Consider the following 16,408-nt stretch of genomic DNA (forward strand, 5'->3'; position numbering starts at 1 on the left):
AAAGATCGAATGATATTGACAATCAATATCATTTGCAATTAATATTCGCGCAGTTTCATATCTGGGTGTTCATGGTGGTAAGGTGATAATGTGGTAAAGAATCTATACAAACTGTTGGTCGTTTCACTCATATCGACTGCTTTGCTTGCCTGTGGTGGAACTGAGTCAGACTCTAAACTTAAACAATCGCAAGATCAGTCAAAGTCTCAGAACTTTTCGGGTATCGCTTTAGACGGTTATTTATACAATGCGAGAGTCTGTCTAGATAAAAATAATAATTTCATGTGTGACCCTGGTGATGGAGTAACTGCAACTACGGATGCGAGAGGTCGATTCAGATTAGAAATCAATAATAATGATGACTCGTTCCCAATTTTGGTCGAAGCGATTGCTGGATTAACTATCGATATGGACAAGCCCAATCAAACCATAGACACTGGATTTATCTTTAAAACTCCAATCAGCAATTCAAATGTTATAAGCCCCATCACTTCACTGATTAACAGCATCTCGAAAACCAGCGGTATTAGTTTCGATTCTGCGGCTGAGCTTGTTGCTGACGAGCTAGGGATCAATAAACACTTAGCTCTTGGTGATTACTCAGCATCAGTTTCTGTGAAAAACCGCGAGATTCATATGCTCGCACGTGGATTAACTCGTGTTTTACAAGTCGCTCAAAAGGCCTCATTAGATTCAGGAATAGATCAGGGAAATGCTCGAAAAGGTGTCATATACAAATTGGCTGGCTTAGATTTGGCAGAATTTAAAGCCAAGACAGATTTACTTTCGCATGGCGCATCTGCAACTAGCCCAGTATTGGAGCAACTCGGCAAGGAATATCGAGATCAACTTAAAGTTTACCAAAAAGATATCGATGATAATAAGATTATCGCAAAGCCACCAGCTCCAAAGCACGGCCAAGTTAATGATACATCAGATACTTTTAATTGGCAGTTTGTTCGTGGCTTTGACCAAAACACAGATTACGAATATTCATTGGACTCAGGTAAAACTTGGTCGAGAGCAATTCGTAAACCAATTGTTGTTGGCAACAAAGCATTCGATAAAGGAATGATTCAAGTTCGAGTCGCAGCATCAAGCCACCGCAATACTCCGGCAAGTACACCTGTTCTTTCAGACAAAGCATATACATTAAGTGCCGTTCCCTCTGCACCAGCTTGGCTAACGGTTAACGACGCTAGCAATGAATTTGATTGGGCATTCATCGACTCATTTATCCAGTTAGAGCAGTACGAATACTCGTTAGATAATGGTTTAAATTGGATTCAAATCATTGAAAAACCTCAAAAGATTCAAGATATAGACATTCCTGCTGGACATCTAAAAATTCGCCTGGCTAAAGATAACTCACAGGGACGCCCCGCAAGTTTAAGTGCCACTTCAACGAGTCCGATGACAAAAACGCCAGTTCAACCCGAGAAGCCAATACTGTTATTTGCCAATGACAGAACCAATAAAATAAATTGGCTTTGGGTCACGAAATATACAGCCCCATCTTTCTACGAGATTAATCTTGGTAATGGCTGGAAAGATATAGATAACCTGCCCTATGATGTTGGCAATGTTTCATTGCCAGCCAATACCATATCGATTCGTGTCAAATCCAATTCATTAGATGCACGCCCAGCCGGTATTCCATTGATCATTGGCTCTACATTTACTCGCTCTGAAAGCCAATCTTCACCACCCACATTACCTATTGTTGATGATGCTGAAAACACGTTTGGGTGGACAGATATTGAAGGATTTGAAGGCAATGGTTTCTATGAATATTCTTTAGATAGTGGCATTACTTTTCATCCAACGACAAGCAACCCACAACCAGTCCCAGATGAAGAATTTTTTAAAGGTCAAGTTTGTGTGCGAGTGAAGGCAGAATCTTATCCTAAGAGTAGTCCAGGTGAAACTTTGTGCTCCGATAAGGTTTACTCTGTGACTCCAGCTAAACCTGCTGCGCCAACATCACCAATATCTGATGATGGTTCAGACACTTTTGACTGGATGTTTGTAAACGGCTTTTCAGAAATAAACGATTACGAAATCAATATACTTGATACTGGTTGGGTTACCGTAACCCAAAAGCCATATCCACTAAATAATCAAGTCTACGCTGTTAATTCAGTTCAAGTGCGAGTTAAATCAAACCTTGTGACTGGTCGACCTAGCGGTTTAATTCTCAGTAACTCTACCTCATTTACTCTTCGTCCATCAGCACCTAACGCTCCAACAAACTTGGTGGTTAACGATACAGACAATACGCTAGATTGGTCTTATTTTAGCGAATTCACACAACCTGAGGATTTCGAAGTAACGCTAGATTCAGGCTCAACATGGACTAGAGCAACGACTAAACCTATTGTCATTGGTAATATAGACAAGAATATTGCCGAAATTCAATTACGAGTTGCTCAAAATTTTACCAATGGTATGCCTCATGGGCCTGCGATATTAACAACTGAGGCTTTTACTAAAGTACCTGAGATACCAGCACCAACATCACCTCAGATTATGAATACTTTTACAGGCGACAAGCAAATAAAAACCAATGGATTTAAGTGGGATTATTTAACTACAAAAATTGATGGTCAATCTATTAGATTTGATAAGCCTCAATATTATGAGTTCACCAATAATAAAGGGATAACTTGGCTCCCTGTCATTTCAAATCCTCAGTTTATTGGCCCAGAAGCGTACGATAAAGCCAATGTAGGTATCCGACTAAAAGCAAATGCTAAAGAAAATGTATCAAATTTAGCCAGTCAACCTTTATGGGCAATAGGAGCCAACAGTCGTTTCACTGTAATAAAGTTCGTCCCACTCTTAGATAAAGAAACTACGGTTAGCTTTAATTATCTTGGCGACTGGAATAGCTTCCGTTTGAACTGTATTGCTGAATACGATGATAAAGGGCAAGGTGAACCCATTTTTTGGAGCAAAAAACTTTCATCTGGAGCAGATAATGCTTTCGATAAAGTGTCAGCACTAGACAATTGTGGAATAACAGACTGGAAGTTACCTTCTCACAGCAAAGTAATAACACTGTCGACTCGCGACCCAGAAACACTCCCCAAAAATTTAAAAAATTACCTGATATCTTATTCAGCAAAAAATATTTGGGCTAACAAAAGCGGTACTCCAGTAACCATAAATCAAGGTGAAGAATCTCTTGACCAATGGGTAGATAAATACATTTATCCCGTTTGGCAATTACCATCAGGCACTCAGCTACTCACCGAGATAAATAGCTCAATAGCAGCAGTAAAAACTTTATTAAGCGAACAAAATACAGCCATTAATAATGCAGAGCTCTATTTAACTAGCTGGCTAAGTGCCAACCAATCTAAAAGTAAAAGCTATACTGCACTGGAGGCAGAGGTACAAGCTAAAATTATAGAATTAAAGGCAATGATCCAACCATGGAGAAATGACTTAATAGAACCAGAAGCAAAACTGAAAACCTTTGAGTTCTTGGTATCGGTTGGACAAAGTCGCATCGATATTGATAGCCTAGCATTCATCAACAAAGTTAAAGCTCATAAAAAGCAAGTTATCCAGTTAAAGTCAAACATAAAATCACTAGCCGCATTACTAGTAGGTGCAGAGTTTGCTGAAAAATTAGCATTTATACAGCAAAAATCCGTCGCTTTAACCCGTTCAACCAATGCATTAACTTCAGCGCCACTAGCTGAGGATATTCACCAAGCAAGTTTAAACTTATATAGCACCATTTCAGATCTGGAACATCAATATCACATGGTTAATTCTTTCATTAATAAACTGAACGAATCGACTAAGTCAGTAGGGGAAGAGTTTGCGTCTCTAAACACTCTATTCCAAACATTTGTCAGCAAGATGAATGCAACAACCCAAATTCACGATCTCATACAATCAAAAATACTAGCGAAAGACGGGCTCAAATTAGCAAAAGACAATGGTTATAGCGTTTCTCAGTTAGACGCAACGGTAAGTGACCATTTCGCTAAATTAGATGAATTAGGAAACTACCTACCAAAGAGCACTACTTACCAGCAAGGTTGGCGCTGTGTTGAAGACACAAGAATAAAAGGTAAACGTCGAGTATGGACACTCCTCAATGATGGACGACCAAATGGCAATGACGAGCTTGCCTATGCTGCTTCAGCATCAGGCTTAGCTAGTGTCTTAGGCAGCAATGGTCTGCTAGAGAATACCAATAATGCCAACTTATGTGGCTTTAGTGATTGGAAAATACCAGCGTTATCTCAACTCCTGTCACTGCAAACTAAAACGATCTCTAGCACAAAAGAGACAATGACAATCGATACAGACGCCTTCCCTCATCATCGAGGATTAGACCCAGAATATGACAAACCTACCAATAAGGGTGGCATCATCTTTTATTACTGGTCAAATCAATCAAAAGATACCACGCAGTATATAACAAACTTCAGTGCTAAAAATAGTGACCAAGATGTCCGCCGAGTAAAAATTGATGGGATTAAAGATACCATCATATTTGCACGACTTGTTCGAGAGAAACCTTCCAACTATCAGTATTTGAATATGCAAGGAAAAATTGTGACCGAGCGGCAAAACGCTATTTGCGCACAAGATATTGAAAACAATTTGGTTTGGCAGTTATTTACTAATGGAGACAAACAGCGTTTCAAAAAATATGTCAATATCACACCTCTTATTGCAACGCGAAATGCACAAGCAGTGTGCGCCAAAAAGAACTGGCGTTATCCAACGAAAGCAGAGCTTTACAACTTGTTGCCCGGCAATGCCGATGTCTTCAAATTTAACAAAGTGGCTGGTGGAAGTTACTCGAATCATAACTTCTATATCACCAGCGATCTTACTTACTTTGATCGTGTCATTGGGTTGAACCTGACAACAATGGATGAGGCCAACGTTGGCACTCACAGTAATGATGACAAATATCTTTACCGGCTTGTTGCTGAATAGCCATTCATTACTTGAAATTAATCACTACATTAATCTCTATTGAGACTATTTATATCTAGGAAAAGCAAATGTTGAACAACAATAAGCAACGCGGCGCCGCCGCTATTGAGTATGCCATCCTCGCAGCTGCAATGGCTGTAGTACTACTCAATTTTGTAGGTGGAGAAAACGGTGAACTAACAACAGCCATCAATGAAGCATATAGCACTGTTGTTGAGAAGCTAAAAGACGTGCAGCAAACTTCACAATAATCGAATATCAAAGGATTTGTCAGAAATAAAAGGAATAGTTATGACTGCCAAGCGACTCATGTTGCTGTCGTTATTTTGCTCGCTGCTCGGATTATCCGTTTTATTGTTAAGTCAGCCCCAAAATGACCCAGAGAGCACTCCTGTGTCAACCACTAAACAAATGATCAAAGTGCTTGTCCCAGCTCGCACGATTGAGATCGGCCAAGCTTATAGTCCAAATATGTTTCGATGGAAGCATATCTCACTGGAAGAGTTGGAGAACTACATTGATTACGTAACACCGAAAGATATCTCTAAAGAGAACTCTATGACGGGGTTAGCTCGTACCAAGCTAATTAAAGACTCCTTGTTATCAAAAACAGATATTACTGAACCGAAAGGTGGCTATTCTCTCTCGCTAAAATTACAACCAGGATATCGTGCAATTTCAGTTCCGGTCGATCAAATCACAGCAAACTCTGGCTTTGTGCAACCAGGAGATCGAGTGGATATTCTTCTACTCGGCTCACAAGATGGAGAACTACTTCGTTATGGTAACGTATCGCAAGGACTTTATGTCACCACGATCATTCATGACGCTAGAGTCTTGGCATTTAATGATACTCAAATCGCCGAGTCTTACCAAAAAGTGAGAGATTCATATGGCGCTGTAATTCCAGAAAATAGTAGCGTTTCATTGGAAGTTACGCCTGCACAAGCCAATCAGCTAGTACTAGCAGAACAGCTGGGTAAATTAACACTTGCATTACGCGGACAAAGCGAAGTGCAACAAAACACTCAACAAGCAAACTCAACAACACTAAAAGTTATTTCGCCAGATACGATTCAGGTACTACCTGACGTAGGGTTAGTGGAATTTAGAGCCAGTAATAAAACCGTTAATCATAATAGTGGAGATAATAATAATGGCTAATATCTGTCGTTGGTGGGAAGCTCTCCTGCTGTCAAGCCTATGTATCTCTTTTGCAATTTCGGCTTCAACGCTGGACATCACAATCAATGAGGCAAAAATGATTCGCTTACCAGAAAAGGCGAAATCTATTTTTATCTCTAGTTCTCACATTGCAGATTATCAGGCTTTAACCAACACGAAGGTGATGCTTTTTGGTAAACGAGCTGGCAGTGCGACGATCACAGTTTTGAATGAGCAAGAGCACGTAATCTACACCAGTAAAATTCGCGTGACTCACAATAGCCATGAATTCAATAAACTGGTTAAAAATAAATTTCCCGAAGCTTCAGTAAATGCTGAATCTCTTGGCGGTAAGCTATGGTTAAAAGGGCGCGTCCCCTCACCAATAATGGCACATAATATTGTGTCATTAGCCAAAGGTTATCTATCTCCTATTATTGGCTCAGCCCAACAAAAGGAAAGTATGAATCTTGAGGGAAGCAATAAAAGCAATAATCTATCGATTCAAACTCAATCCAGCAAAACTAGTGACAATGAGCTGATCAATCAATTGGTTGTCACAATGCCAAACCAAGTCAACATTCGTGTAAAAATCGCCGAAATATCAAGGAATGTATCCAATAAATTGGGTATTAAATGGGGCTCACTTGCCGGTGGCGTCGGACAATTTTCATTTTCTAAGCTACCTAATGTCAGCAGTTGGGGGACAACAAGTATTATCGCGTTAGTTGATGCATTAGCAACTAACGGAATGATGTCTTTGCTGGCTGAACCAAACTTGACAGCAATATCAGGCGAAAGTGCTGAATTTCTTGTGGGTGGTCAGGTTCCTTTGCCGCTAATTACAGCTGATACGACTCAAATAGAGTACAAAGATTTCGGTATAAAACTCAACTTCATGCCGACCGTCCTCAGCCAAAACCGCATTAGTTTAAAGGTAAGCCCAGAAGTCAGTAACATCTCAATCGACGGTCAACAAGTAATACACGGAACTCACTTTCCTTCTTTTACGACACGCAGTGCCTCTACCACTATTGAATTAGCAAGCGGGCAAAGTTTTGCTTTAGGTGGACTCTTAAAGTCGGAAGATATCGAGCAACTTCAAAAAGTACCACTTATCGGTGAAGTGCCAGTGCTCGGAAGTTTATTCCGCTCAACCCAGTTTACTCGGAGAGAAACGGAGCTGATTATCATAGTCACTGCGTATTTAGTACAGCCAACTCGATCGGACTCGATGCCTCTTCCAACTGATGGACTTGTTCCATTGAGTGATGTTGAACGCTTACTGGCATGGCCAATCTCCCCAAAAGTATTACCTAATCATCAAGACACATACACCGACAACCAGAAGCTTCGTTTACTGGGTGACAACGGGTTCTATTACTGAGGACGTCATGAATAAACTCCCCCTATTGCTTACCGCTCTATTTATGTTAGCTGGATGCATGCCAACTTCCATTACACGGCAGCCATCAATTGATGTGGTCGCTGTTACCAATAAGTACTCTTTAACACTATCAGGAGACGCGCTATCACCCCGTGAAAAGGCTGGTGTCTCTAACTTTATTGCTCGTCAAGGCATGTTAAGTAACCTAATGGTAAAAATCGAAAAGGCAACTCAGAAAGGTGAAAGTCAACTAGAAAAAGTCAGGCTCCACCTTATCAAATCTGGTCTCTACCCATCACAAATTTGGGTTTCAAATAAGTTAACACAAGGCAAAGGTGATCTTACTATTTTAGTGGAATCTTACCGTTCTAAAGTACTGGCATGCAGTGCAGGTAACCCAAAAACAACAATAGTTAATGCTTACCATACACAGCACAATTTTGGTTGCTCTAATGCCAATGCACTGGCACAAATGATTGCAAACCCAAAAGACTTAATCGTCGCTCAGCCTATTGACAACACTCAAGGTAAGAAAGCTGTTTCTCGTATCGATAGCTATTTTGAGTCATCAACCCAAAGCCAACAGATCAACCCTGTTTCTCCAAATACCACACTAGGGGGTTCGCAATGAACCAAGTACATAATTTTACGGTACTCATCGCAGCATCTGAGCGACTCGATACAATGGCACTTACTCACATGTTAAATGACTTAGGTGTCAACAACATCATAACTTCTTCAAATCAAGAGGATGACGTGGTGCGGCAGGCATTAAAAAATGATATCAAAACCATATTTCTCGATGTACTGAGTTATGAGTTAGTGGAATCAAAACAAACTGTAGAGTACTTGATTAAACAAACAGGCTGCCAAATTATCGCTATTGGGCACTCTACTGAAATTTTTTTCTACCGTGGAATGCTTGCTTCAGGCGTGAGTGACTACTTAGTTTACCCTGTGACACCAGAAGATCTTGAGCACATCTCTTTTACGATTTTTCAAATCAACAACGAAAAGCGAAACGAAAGAATTATTTCGGTTGTCAGTGCAAAAGGAGGTTCAGGAGGTAGTACTATCATCGCAACTCTAGCCCAACAACTTACTGAGCTCAAAAAGCGAGTAATGTGTATGGACCTCGACTTTTCAATGGGCGATTTAGATTTACTACTCAATGTTGAAGGTAATACAGCATTAGTAGAATTACTACAATATCCAGAAAGGCTCGACCCCATCGTATTTGATCGCTGTGGCATCAATGTGTCTCCAACGCATACTCTCTTTACTGGCTACCTACCTTTAGACACCACACCGTTTTGGCCACAAAAAAGTGCATTCGATCAATTTGCAAAGTTATGCCTGCAAAATTCAGATTATTTATTGATCGATATACCAAGCTATTCATTACGAGATCAACTTGGATTTGACACATTAAAGAGTGCAGATATACGAGTCATTGTCGTTGATCCAACACTCGGTTCAATTCGCAATGCGGGTCAGATAATTAAGCAACTTCAACACCAACCTAATTCACAAACAATTATAGTATTGAATCATTGTAAGTCAGATTCAGCATCACTAATTTCTGTCAACGATGTTAAAAAGTCTTTAGGTACCGCTGTGGACATTGTTATCCCTTTTTTGCCTAACCATTTTTTAGGTAAATCATCACTTGGTCGACCAATCCATAAGGGTAACAGGAAAGCCAAGCTAGCATTCAAATCTCTACTGGCATTAGTTACTGGCGAGCCGCAGAACAACGGGCGTCGTTTTTGGAAGAGAGGTGCATAATGTTTGGTCAGAAAGTGCAAGCTTTTGATCCAAAGGAAGCAAGCAAAACAAGATTGGAAGAAACGTTCACACCGGCAGCTTCAATACGTGAACACTATAATGTCATTCATGAAGAGGTCATCAAAGCAATCGACCCATCAGTAATCATAACTTTAAGTGCATCAGAGCTGGAAACTAGAATTTCCGAGATGGTATCAGATATTGCTATTTCCAAGCAGTTACCACTCGGCCAAAAAGATGTTTCTTATTCTGTTGAACAATTACTTAATGAGTTTCTTGGTTTAGGTCCACTTCAGCCCTTGATTGAAGACACGGGTATTACAGATATCATGGTTAATGGGTACCGCGAAGTTTATGTGGAGCGGTCAGGTAAATTGCAAAAAGCAGCGGTTCAATTTCGTAGTGAAGAGCAACTTCTCAATTTAGCACGACGCATAGTAAGCAAAGTTGGTCGAAGAATTGATGAGTCCAATCCATTGGTCGACGCTAGACTGGAAGATGGTAGCCGTGTCAATGTGATCATCCCACCGCTTGCTTTGGATGGGACCTACATCTCGATTCGAAAATTCAACGAAAAAAAGCTGACTCTCAGTCAACTCGCACAATTTGGGGCAATGTCGAAGTCGATGATTAAACTTATCGATATTATCGTTCGTTCACGCCTTAACGTTCTTGTTGCAGGCGGTACTGGCGCAGGTAAGACAACACTACTGAATGCGATGTCTTTTAGCATTTCACCTCAAGAAAGAATCATCACTATCGAAGATACGGCAGAACTGCATTTACAGCAACCACATGTTGTACGTACTGAAACTCGCCCAGCTAACGCAGAAGGCTTAATCCCTATAACTCAACGAGAATTAGTAAAAAATGCTCTACGTATGCGGCCAGATCGCATCATCTTAGGCGAGGTTAGAGGAGATGAGGCATTTGAAATGATGCAAGCAATGAATACGGGTCATGATGGTTCTCTCTGCACCTTACATGCTAACTCTGCAATTGATGCCCTGGTACGCATGGAGAACCTTCTAATGATGAGTCAAGCAACACTGCCACTTTTCTCTTTACGTCGCCAAATTGCAGATACGATTGACGTGATCATTCAAGTAGAGCGAATGCGAGATGGAAAGCGACGCGTTGTTTCGATCACTGAGCTCCAGAGGTTAGATGGTGAGCAATACGTTACTCAAGAATTGTTCACCTTCAAAATCTTATCAGAAGATCAGCAAGGTAATTTAATTGGAGAATATAGAAGTGCAAAGTGCATTCCATGCTTCAATAACAAAGCCAAATATCACCAACTTGATACTCAACTACGAGTAGCAATGGAGCTTGAAATAGAATGATCCTCATCCTTTACATTTCCTTGCTGTTAGCCCTAATTTGGTTTATCAATTCGAACTCAAAGCAAGCGGTAGTAAATAGACGACTGCAATTGATAACAGCTGGCCAGTACCTACTCAAAACAGATGTTTCAATCAAAAAAACAAACCATCTACGTACTAATAAACTATATGTCTTTTTTATACGATTGAATGCGTTGCTGCCTATATATGACAAGTATTGTATTACTCTGGCAGCTATTGGTTTCTCAATTGTAAGCGATATATTGATGCCAGAACTACCTATCTATCTGCAAATTCTTGCCACACTTGGTCTGTGGCTCAGTTTCACTTGTGCCGTAGTGATTTACCGCAGAAAATTGCAAGTAGAAGAATTTGAAAAAGGCATCATTAATGTTCTTGGATTAATATCTAGAGCGGTATCTGCAGGATTATCCATTCCACAAGCCATTGATCAAATTTCACAAACTCAGCCTGGATTACTAGGACGTGAATTTGCTTATATCCGTGATAATCTCACGCTGGGTCTCAGTCTTCGCCAGAGTCTCGATGATGCATGTATTCGTCTTCCTTATATTAGTTTCCGTTACTTCTCTATCGCATTGATTCTTAATCAATCAAATGGTGGTCAACTGCGAGAAACCCTTCAAAGTCTGAGTCGAACCATTCATGACAACCGTGCGATGAGAAAGAAAGTTAAAAGCTTAACTTCAGAGCCACGTATCACTGCCTTATTCCTCTCACTATTACCCTTTGGGTTATTGGTTGGGATCTATTTAATCGAGCCCAACATGGTAGAGCAACTATTTAAAACCGAATTAGGTCAACGTGTACTGATTTATGCACTTTGTAGCATCAGTATTGGAGCCTTAATTTTAAATGCGATGACTCGCAACAAGAGGTTTTGATCATGATGTATGTTGCCATATTACTTCTGATGTTAGCCTTAATACTTACTGTAATTGCACAGTTATCTTCTTTCAAAAGGGATATTGTCTCAGAGCGTCTAGACAGCATATCAGACTACTCTTTAAAGTATACAAGCTCTTCAACTCACAAAAACAATGCGAATTGGTGGCGCTTCCAAGGTAAAAAGTCACGACGTCAGAAACTCACTCTAATTGGGTGGTTAAACCCTAATGCTGAAGTCTATTTCATTGGATTAAGGCTATCAGCAATGATTGTTGGCTCTTTTGCTTGGTATGCTACTCAAACCCAAGTTGTCACCATAAATTCAATCGCAGAATATCTCGCCGTAGCTATCGTTATAGGCATTCTATTCGATCGCATTTTTGAATGGCGAGTGAATCAAGTTCGAATGCAGATAAGTCGCGTGATTCCAGATGCTATCGACATGATGGTGGTATGTGTCTCTTCTGGCCTAACTCTGGGATCTGTATTTCGTTGCGTTGGCGAAGAAATGCGCTCTATATCTTCTGCTTTTTCACGTGAATGGTTACTAACTGCAACTGAGATTTCTATTCTTGATTCACCACACACAGCACTCAACAACTTAGATAAGAGAGTACAACTAACTGATGTCAGCAATGTTGTAACCACCATGGGTCAAGCTCTGCAATATGGGACGCCCATGGCTGAAGCATTAAAGCTGATTGCTTCTGACAGCCGTCAATATCACTTCCTAGAGCTTGAAGAATGGGTAGGAAAAATACCCGCTAAAATGTCATTTCCTTTAGTGTTTTTCATAATGCTACCTGTTGTTGGCATCGTTGTTGTGCCAATCATGCTATCACTTACACAAGCTCTGGGGGGGTTATGAGCAAGATTTATTTCTTTGTCCTATTTCTGGCTTTAATCGGCTGTCAGTCTACAACTCAAGTAGACAAAGACACTGCCGAAAATATGAAACTTGCTGAAGTCGCTTTGATGAACGGCAAACCCGAGAGTGCCATGAGACTTTATCGAAAGGTACTGATATCGAGACCTGATGATCCCCAGTTACTTCTTCTTATGGGCACTTCAGCCAATCAAGCAAAGCGTTATGATGAAGCCCTTCATTATTTAAATCGTGGTATTGCGCTTAATCAATCAAGTGCTATATACCGAGAGCTAGGTCGTGCTTGGTTAGCTATCGGTGAGTTAGATCAAGCGACATCAGCACTAGAAAAGTCTGTCAATTTAGATGCATCCGATGACGTAGCTCAAAATAGTTTAGGAGTCAGTTACTCTCTCAATAAACGGTATTCAGAAGCACGGGAGCGCTACATTCATGCTCTTAGCTTATTGCCATCAAGTAATGAATATCGCAACAACTTAGCCATGGCGTGGATACTTGATGGAAAGCCACGGCAAGGGATCCGAATTCTGCACCCGATTTTTGTTAGAGGTGAGGCAAGTGTGAAGTTGCAACTCAACTTAGCATTAGCTTATGCACTTTCCGGCGACAGTGACTCGGCCAAAAGTATTGCTCGTACACATTTATCTCAACCAGAGTTTGCTAATAATAGTTTGTATTATCAAGAGCTCGCAGCGCACACCAAGCAAGGAGCACAGTAATGCTCTCCAATCAGAAGGGCGCACAAAGCGTCGAATTTGCAATGATAGTGTTACCGTTTTTGCTATTAAGCATTGGATTCTTTGAAATTTGTCGTCTGTTATTAGTCCATCTTCTCTTTGATGTTGCAATTAATGCTGGTGCTCGTGATGTCAAAACACGACTAACGAGCCCTGTATCAGAACAGGTTTTCATCGAGGCTGTCGCCAAATTTCCACTCATAGAAAAGAATAACATTACGCTTTTAGACACGCTCTATGCCAAAAGCTTCTCAGATTTACTGAATAACAAACAGGCTCCCAAAAACCAAGCACAATTAGGAGAGTACAACGTACATTACGCATTTTCATTCGCTTTGTTACCTAGTCTTTCAATTTTTTTATCCAAGCCTGCCGATGACAAAATAACCTTTAAAAAAAAGGTGCTAGTTAGCTATGAAAAATAGTATACCTCCGAAAACACAAACGGGTTCAGCGGCTATAGAATTTCCGTTCATCGTTCTCGCAGCCATTATTATTCTGTGGGGATTCGTTGCAACTTACCGTTTGTTCAACCTACAAATTCAACTCGACAACGTAACGTACAATTTGGTTTCAGCACTCTCATCAACTCAATTCAAACTGAAATCGCTAGGTAGAAAAGAACTCCCTGAAGAGCTTGCTCTTCAGCTCATCAATCTCGCTGAACGTTATCTACCAAATAGCATTGACCATAGCAATATTGGGCTGCTACTTGAAAGCCGGATTTTTGATGAAGCCACTTCTCGTTGGCAATACACCCAACCACTTCATACCGGTATCCACTGCCAAGGTAAGCAAGTGATCCAAAAGCTCAACAATCTGATCGTCGATGCTCGCAACAATGATCCTGCACTAAAAGGGAAACAGTCAACATTAATTCAACTGACCTTATGCGTGAATACTCCGTTCAATTACAAGCGGCTCGAACTTCCAAAACGCCTTTCAAGTTCATCAGCTGTGATAGGTAAGTACTATGGTTAAGTCAACGTTTATAACCTTTGTACAATATCAAAAAATAGTTCGTTATCAACAAGGTTCGATCACTATTTCGTTTTTAGCACTATTATTCCCTGCACTTTTTATTGTAGTGGGCTCCCTATTAATCTCGGTTCAAGTAATGGTCTCAAATAGAGCAGCACAAGCTGCCGACTCTGCTGCATTAGCCTGTGCTTTTGCAGGCAATGCAACTCCTAAAATGATGCAGGCATACCAAGCTTACTACCGTCCCCCCCTTAGAGGGATATATGACATTGAAGCAAAAAACCACAATTGCCGTATCGAGCTGGGCTATTCAGTTTCCCCATTACTATCTAATTTTAAATACAAAAACTATTCAGCCAACGTTATAGCAATAAATGGTGGTTTTAGAGGTGTGGTTGAAAGTAAACATTCTGTGATTCCAACAGAGCTTGTATTGGTTCTCGACGTTTCCAGTTCGATGAACTCCGACATCTCTTCATTACAAGCCATTCTGTCTAATGCATTAAATAACATTCAATCTCAAAGCAATAACGCGAGTGATTTAGATTCAGTAAGAATTTCAATCGTACCATTTAACTCCGGAGTAGCAACACAGCGCCCACTTTGGTTAGTTTCAGAGCAAGCTGGGATCTATTGTATAGATGGACTGAGTTATCGTAACGGTGATTTCTCGGCATCTCTGACGGTCGATAACCTCGCGACATTACATTCACAGCAACCAGTGAAATTTACTCGGCCCAGCAGGTGGCTAAATGACTGCAACCCAAATTCTCCAATGCTACCGCTAACCAATGTATTTTCTCGCGTCCAGAACTCGATAAATAACCTTACAGCTAACGGAGACACTCATTCTTTTCACGGATTGTTGTGGGGAGTCAGGCAGCTTATTCCAAGTTGGCAGCAAGCATGGGGAATCAAGGTCAATACAGATTTAGAGACTAGAAGAAAACTAGTGCTTTTTACTGATGGTAATGACCAAGGTGATACGTTCGAGCAACTTGTTAAGGCGGGGTTCTGCAAAGCAGTAGCTAATCAATATGGTATCGAGATGAATTTTATTGGCTATGGCGTTCAACCCTCTCGAATTGCTCAATTTGAGCGTTGTGCAGGAGCTCCATCACACGTATTTAGTGCCACAAACAACACTCAACTTGATAAATTTTTTTCTGACATTTTAGCCATTGAATACTCAACCAAACTCAAATTAACTCATTCAGTCAATTAAGTGAATTTCATTAATTAAACTGAAAAAACAATCACTAAAATACATTATGGAGAACACATGCTTATACGAGCCTTAGCGTTATCAGCACTATGCCTTTCTTTGCCAACATTAGCGTATCAAGAAGGTGATTCATTATCACAAAGCGTGATCGAAAAACTTCAACTCAATAACAATAAACTCACGATAGTCGACTTCTTCGCAGAGTGGTGTATCTCTTGTCGTAAAGAGCTACCAGAAATTAACCAACTCTATAGTGAACTGAAAGGTACGGGCGTAACTTTTAAAGGGGTGGATGTAGATGAAGATGTAGAAGTAGGTCTTGAGTTTCAAAAACAGCTCGGACTCAAGTTTCCTGTTATTAATGATCCCCAACAATCATTAATTGCAGAGTTCAAACCTATCGGTATGCCTGCACTCTACTACATCTATCAAGGAAAAGTCATCAAACGCCGGTTTGGTGCTATCAATCACATTGGCGATATCATTACTAATGATCTCATGGAAATGGGAGTACAACTGTAATGCTAACAAAAGTTCCCCTAGTTGGGCTACTCACTCTTTCCATAACAGCTAATGCAAGCTTTGATTTTAGTGGTTTAGGTAGAAAACCTATCAAACAACAAATCAGTAGTGCCGGTGAAAAAAACGATAATCTGACTATCGAAGAAGAAATCATCTCAAGTACGATTTATTCAAGCAACGGTATTTATTCAAACCAGGAACTCAAACACTCTGCCGGACGAAATATTGAAATGATAAAGCCCAAGGCAAAACAGCTTGTTATTGATAAAAAAGAACTATCAATAAACAACAAGCATTCAGCTCTAGAGTTCATTGATGAACTCTTTGGTATTGAGCCGGTTAAACCATGGGAAAAAGGGACATTAGCTCAAAAAGAGATGAAGCCCGGTGGACCAGTACCTGAATTCGACGTGTTCTCGGAAAAAGTCTTCGCTTATAAACAAGGTGCCGTCGGCGGCACTGGCATTGGTGGCGGCGGTTGCGGTTGCAACTAAC

At 40.5% G+C, this 16,408-nt stretch carries 15 protein-coding genes; all 15 read left to right on the forward strand.

Annotation, left to right across the window (positions count from 1 at the left end; all coding sequences use genetic code 11):
- The first annotated feature begins 114 nt into the window (after positions 1-114).
- The 15 genes from VSA01S_RS09115 to VSA01S_RS09185 all read left to right on the forward strand — a co-directional run bounded on the left by VSA01S_RS09115 (position 115) and on the right by VSA01S_RS09185 (position 16,407).
- On the forward strand, positions 115-4,968 hold the full coding sequence (locus VSA01S_RS09115; RefSeq protein WP_039980274.1) for a thioredoxin domain-containing protein: 4,854 nt from the start codon (positions 115-117) through the stop codon (positions 4,966-4,968).
- A gap of 68 nt (positions 4,969-5,036) precedes the next feature.
- Positions 5,037-5,219, forward strand: coding sequence for a Flp family type IVb pilin (locus tag VSA01S_RS09120; RefSeq protein ID WP_039980239.1), 183 nt, complete (start codon positions 5,037-5,039; stop codon positions 5,217-5,219).
- Positions 5,220-5,259: 40 nt separating this feature from the next.
- Positions 5,260-6,132 carry a Flp pilus assembly protein CpaB gene (gene cpaB, locus VSA01S_RS09125; protein ID WP_039980240.1) on the forward strand — a complete coding sequence of 291 codons (873 nt, stop codon included), beginning with the start codon at positions 5,260-5,262 and terminating at the stop codon, positions 6,130-6,132.
- Positions 6,125-7,519 (forward strand): type II and III secretion system protein family protein, encoded by a 1,395-nt coding sequence (locus VSA01S_RS09130; protein WP_039980241.1) that lies wholly within the window; start codon positions 6,125-6,127, stop codon positions 7,517-7,519. Before cpaB ends, VSA01S_RS09130 begins: the two co-directional genes overlap by 8 nt.
- Positions 7,520-7,526: 7 nt before the next feature.
- A complete protein-coding gene (locus VSA01S_RS09135; protein WP_039980242.1) occupies positions 7,527-8,150 on the forward strand; it encodes a CpaD family pilus assembly lipoprotein in 624 nt (207 codons plus the stop codon).
- Positions 8,147-9,307, forward strand: coding sequence for a CpaE/TadZ family protein (locus tag VSA01S_RS09140; RefSeq protein WP_039980243.1), 1,161 nt, complete (start codon positions 8,147-8,149; stop codon positions 9,305-9,307). The genes VSA01S_RS09135 and VSA01S_RS09140 overlap by 4 nt, the downstream gene beginning before the upstream one ends.
- A complete protein-coding gene (locus VSA01S_RS09145) occupies positions 9,307-10,653 on the forward strand; it encodes a TadA family conjugal transfer-associated ATPase (protein ID WP_039980244.1) in 1,347 nt (448 codons plus the stop codon). The genes VSA01S_RS09140 and VSA01S_RS09145 overlap by 1 nt, the downstream gene beginning before the upstream one ends.
- Before the next feature lie 266 nt (positions 10,654-10,919).
- A complete protein-coding gene (locus tag VSA01S_RS09150; protein ID WP_227739611.1) occupies positions 10,920-11,558 on the forward strand; it encodes a type II secretion system F family protein in 639 nt (212 codons plus the stop codon).
- A 2-nt stretch (positions 11,559-11,560) separates the two neighbouring features.
- Positions 11,561-12,430, forward strand: coding sequence for a type II secretion system F family protein (locus VSA01S_RS09155; RefSeq protein WP_039980247.1), 870 nt, complete (start codon positions 11,561-11,563; stop codon positions 12,428-12,430).
- 83 nt (positions 12,431-12,513) lie between these two features.
- Positions 12,514-13,167: a tetratricopeptide repeat protein gene (locus VSA01S_RS09160; protein WP_371860784.1), complete on the forward strand. Its 654-nt coding sequence runs from the start codon at positions 12,514-12,516 to the stop codon at positions 13,165-13,167.
- Positions 13,167-13,610: a TadE/TadG family type IV pilus assembly protein gene (locus VSA01S_RS09165; RefSeq protein WP_039980249.1), complete on the forward strand. Its 444-nt coding sequence runs from the start codon at positions 13,167-13,169 to the stop codon at positions 13,608-13,610. The genes VSA01S_RS09160 and VSA01S_RS09165 overlap by 1 nt, the downstream gene beginning before the upstream one ends.
- Positions 13,600-14,166 carry a tight adherence pilus pseudopilin TadF gene (gene tadF, locus VSA01S_RS09170; RefSeq protein ID WP_039980250.1) on the forward strand — a complete coding sequence of 189 codons (567 nt, stop codon included), beginning with the start codon at positions 13,600-13,602 and terminating at the stop codon, positions 14,164-14,166. The genes VSA01S_RS09165 and tadF overlap by 11 nt, the downstream gene beginning before the upstream one ends.
- On the forward strand, positions 14,159-15,391 hold the full coding sequence (locus VSA01S_RS09175) for a vWA domain-containing protein (RefSeq protein WP_039980251.1): 1,233 nt from the start codon (positions 14,159-14,161) through the stop codon (positions 15,389-15,391). The genes tadF and VSA01S_RS09175 overlap by 8 nt, the downstream gene beginning before the upstream one ends.
- A 57-nt stretch (positions 15,392-15,448) precedes the next feature.
- Positions 15,449-15,913: a TlpA family protein disulfide reductase gene (locus VSA01S_RS09180; protein ID WP_039980252.1), complete on the forward strand. Its 465-nt coding sequence runs from the start codon at positions 15,449-15,451 to the stop codon at positions 15,911-15,913.
- A complete protein-coding gene (locus tag VSA01S_RS09185; RefSeq protein ID WP_039980253.1) occupies positions 15,913-16,407 on the forward strand; it encodes a DUF4266 domain-containing protein in 495 nt (164 codons plus the stop codon). The genes VSA01S_RS09180 and VSA01S_RS09185 overlap by 1 nt, the downstream gene beginning before the upstream one ends.
- The last annotated feature ends 1 nt before the right edge of the window (position 16,408 follow it).

The sequence above is a fragment of the Vibrio sagamiensis NBRC 104589 genome, from assembly GCF_007990935.1.
Lineage (GTDB): Bacteria > Pseudomonadota > Gammaproteobacteria > Enterobacterales > Vibrionaceae > Vibrio > Vibrio sagamiensis.

Bases quoted from the DNA above. Each gene is read 5' to 3' on its own strand.
- VSA01S_RS09120 (WP_039980239.1), top strand. From the start codon at position 5,037: ATGTTGAACAACAATAAGCAACGCGGCGCCGCCGCTATTGAGTATGCC.
- cpaB (WP_039980240.1), top strand. From the start codon at position 5,260: ATGACTGCCAAGCGACTCATGTTGCTGTCGTTATTTTGCTCGCTGCTC.
- VSA01S_RS09130 (WP_039980241.1), top strand. From the start codon at position 6,125: ATGGCTAATATCTGTCGTTGGTGGGAAGCTCTCCTGCTGTCAAGCCTA.
- VSA01S_RS09135 (WP_039980242.1), top strand. From the start codon at position 7,527: ATGAATAAACTCCCCCTATTGCTTACCGCTCTATTTATGTTAGCTGGA.
- VSA01S_RS09140 (WP_039980243.1), top strand. From the start codon at position 8,147: ATGAACCAAGTACATAATTTTACGGTACTCATCGCAGCATCTGAGCGA.
- VSA01S_RS09145 (WP_039980244.1), top strand. From the start codon at position 9,307: ATGTTTGGTCAGAAAGTGCAAGCTTTTGATCCAAAGGAAGCAAGCAAA.
- VSA01S_RS09150 (WP_227739611.1), top strand. From the start codon at position 10,920: ATGCCAGAACTACCTATCTATCTGCAAATTCTTGCCACACTTGGTCTG.
- VSA01S_RS09155 (WP_039980247.1), top strand. From the start codon at position 11,561: ATGATGTATGTTGCCATATTACTTCTGATGTTAGCCTTAATACTTACT.
- VSA01S_RS09160 (WP_371860784.1), top strand. From the start codon at position 12,514: ATGAAACTTGCTGAAGTCGCTTTGATGAACGGCAAACCCGAGAGTGCC.
- VSA01S_RS09165 (WP_039980249.1), top strand. From the start codon at position 13,167: ATGCTCTCCAATCAGAAGGGCGCACAAAGCGTCGAATTTGCAATGATA.
- tadF (WP_039980250.1), top strand. From the start codon at position 13,600: ATGAAAAATAGTATACCTCCGAAAACACAAACGGGTTCAGCGGCTATA.
- VSA01S_RS09175 (WP_039980251.1), top strand. From the start codon at position 14,159: ATGGTTAAGTCAACGTTTATAACCTTTGTACAATATCAAAAAATAGTT.
- VSA01S_RS09180 (WP_039980252.1), top strand. From the start codon at position 15,449: ATGCTTATACGAGCCTTAGCGTTATCAGCACTATGCCTTTCTTTGCCA.
- VSA01S_RS09185 (WP_039980253.1), top strand. From the start codon at position 15,913: ATGCTAACAAAAGTTCCCCTAGTTGGGCTACTCACTCTTTCCATAACA.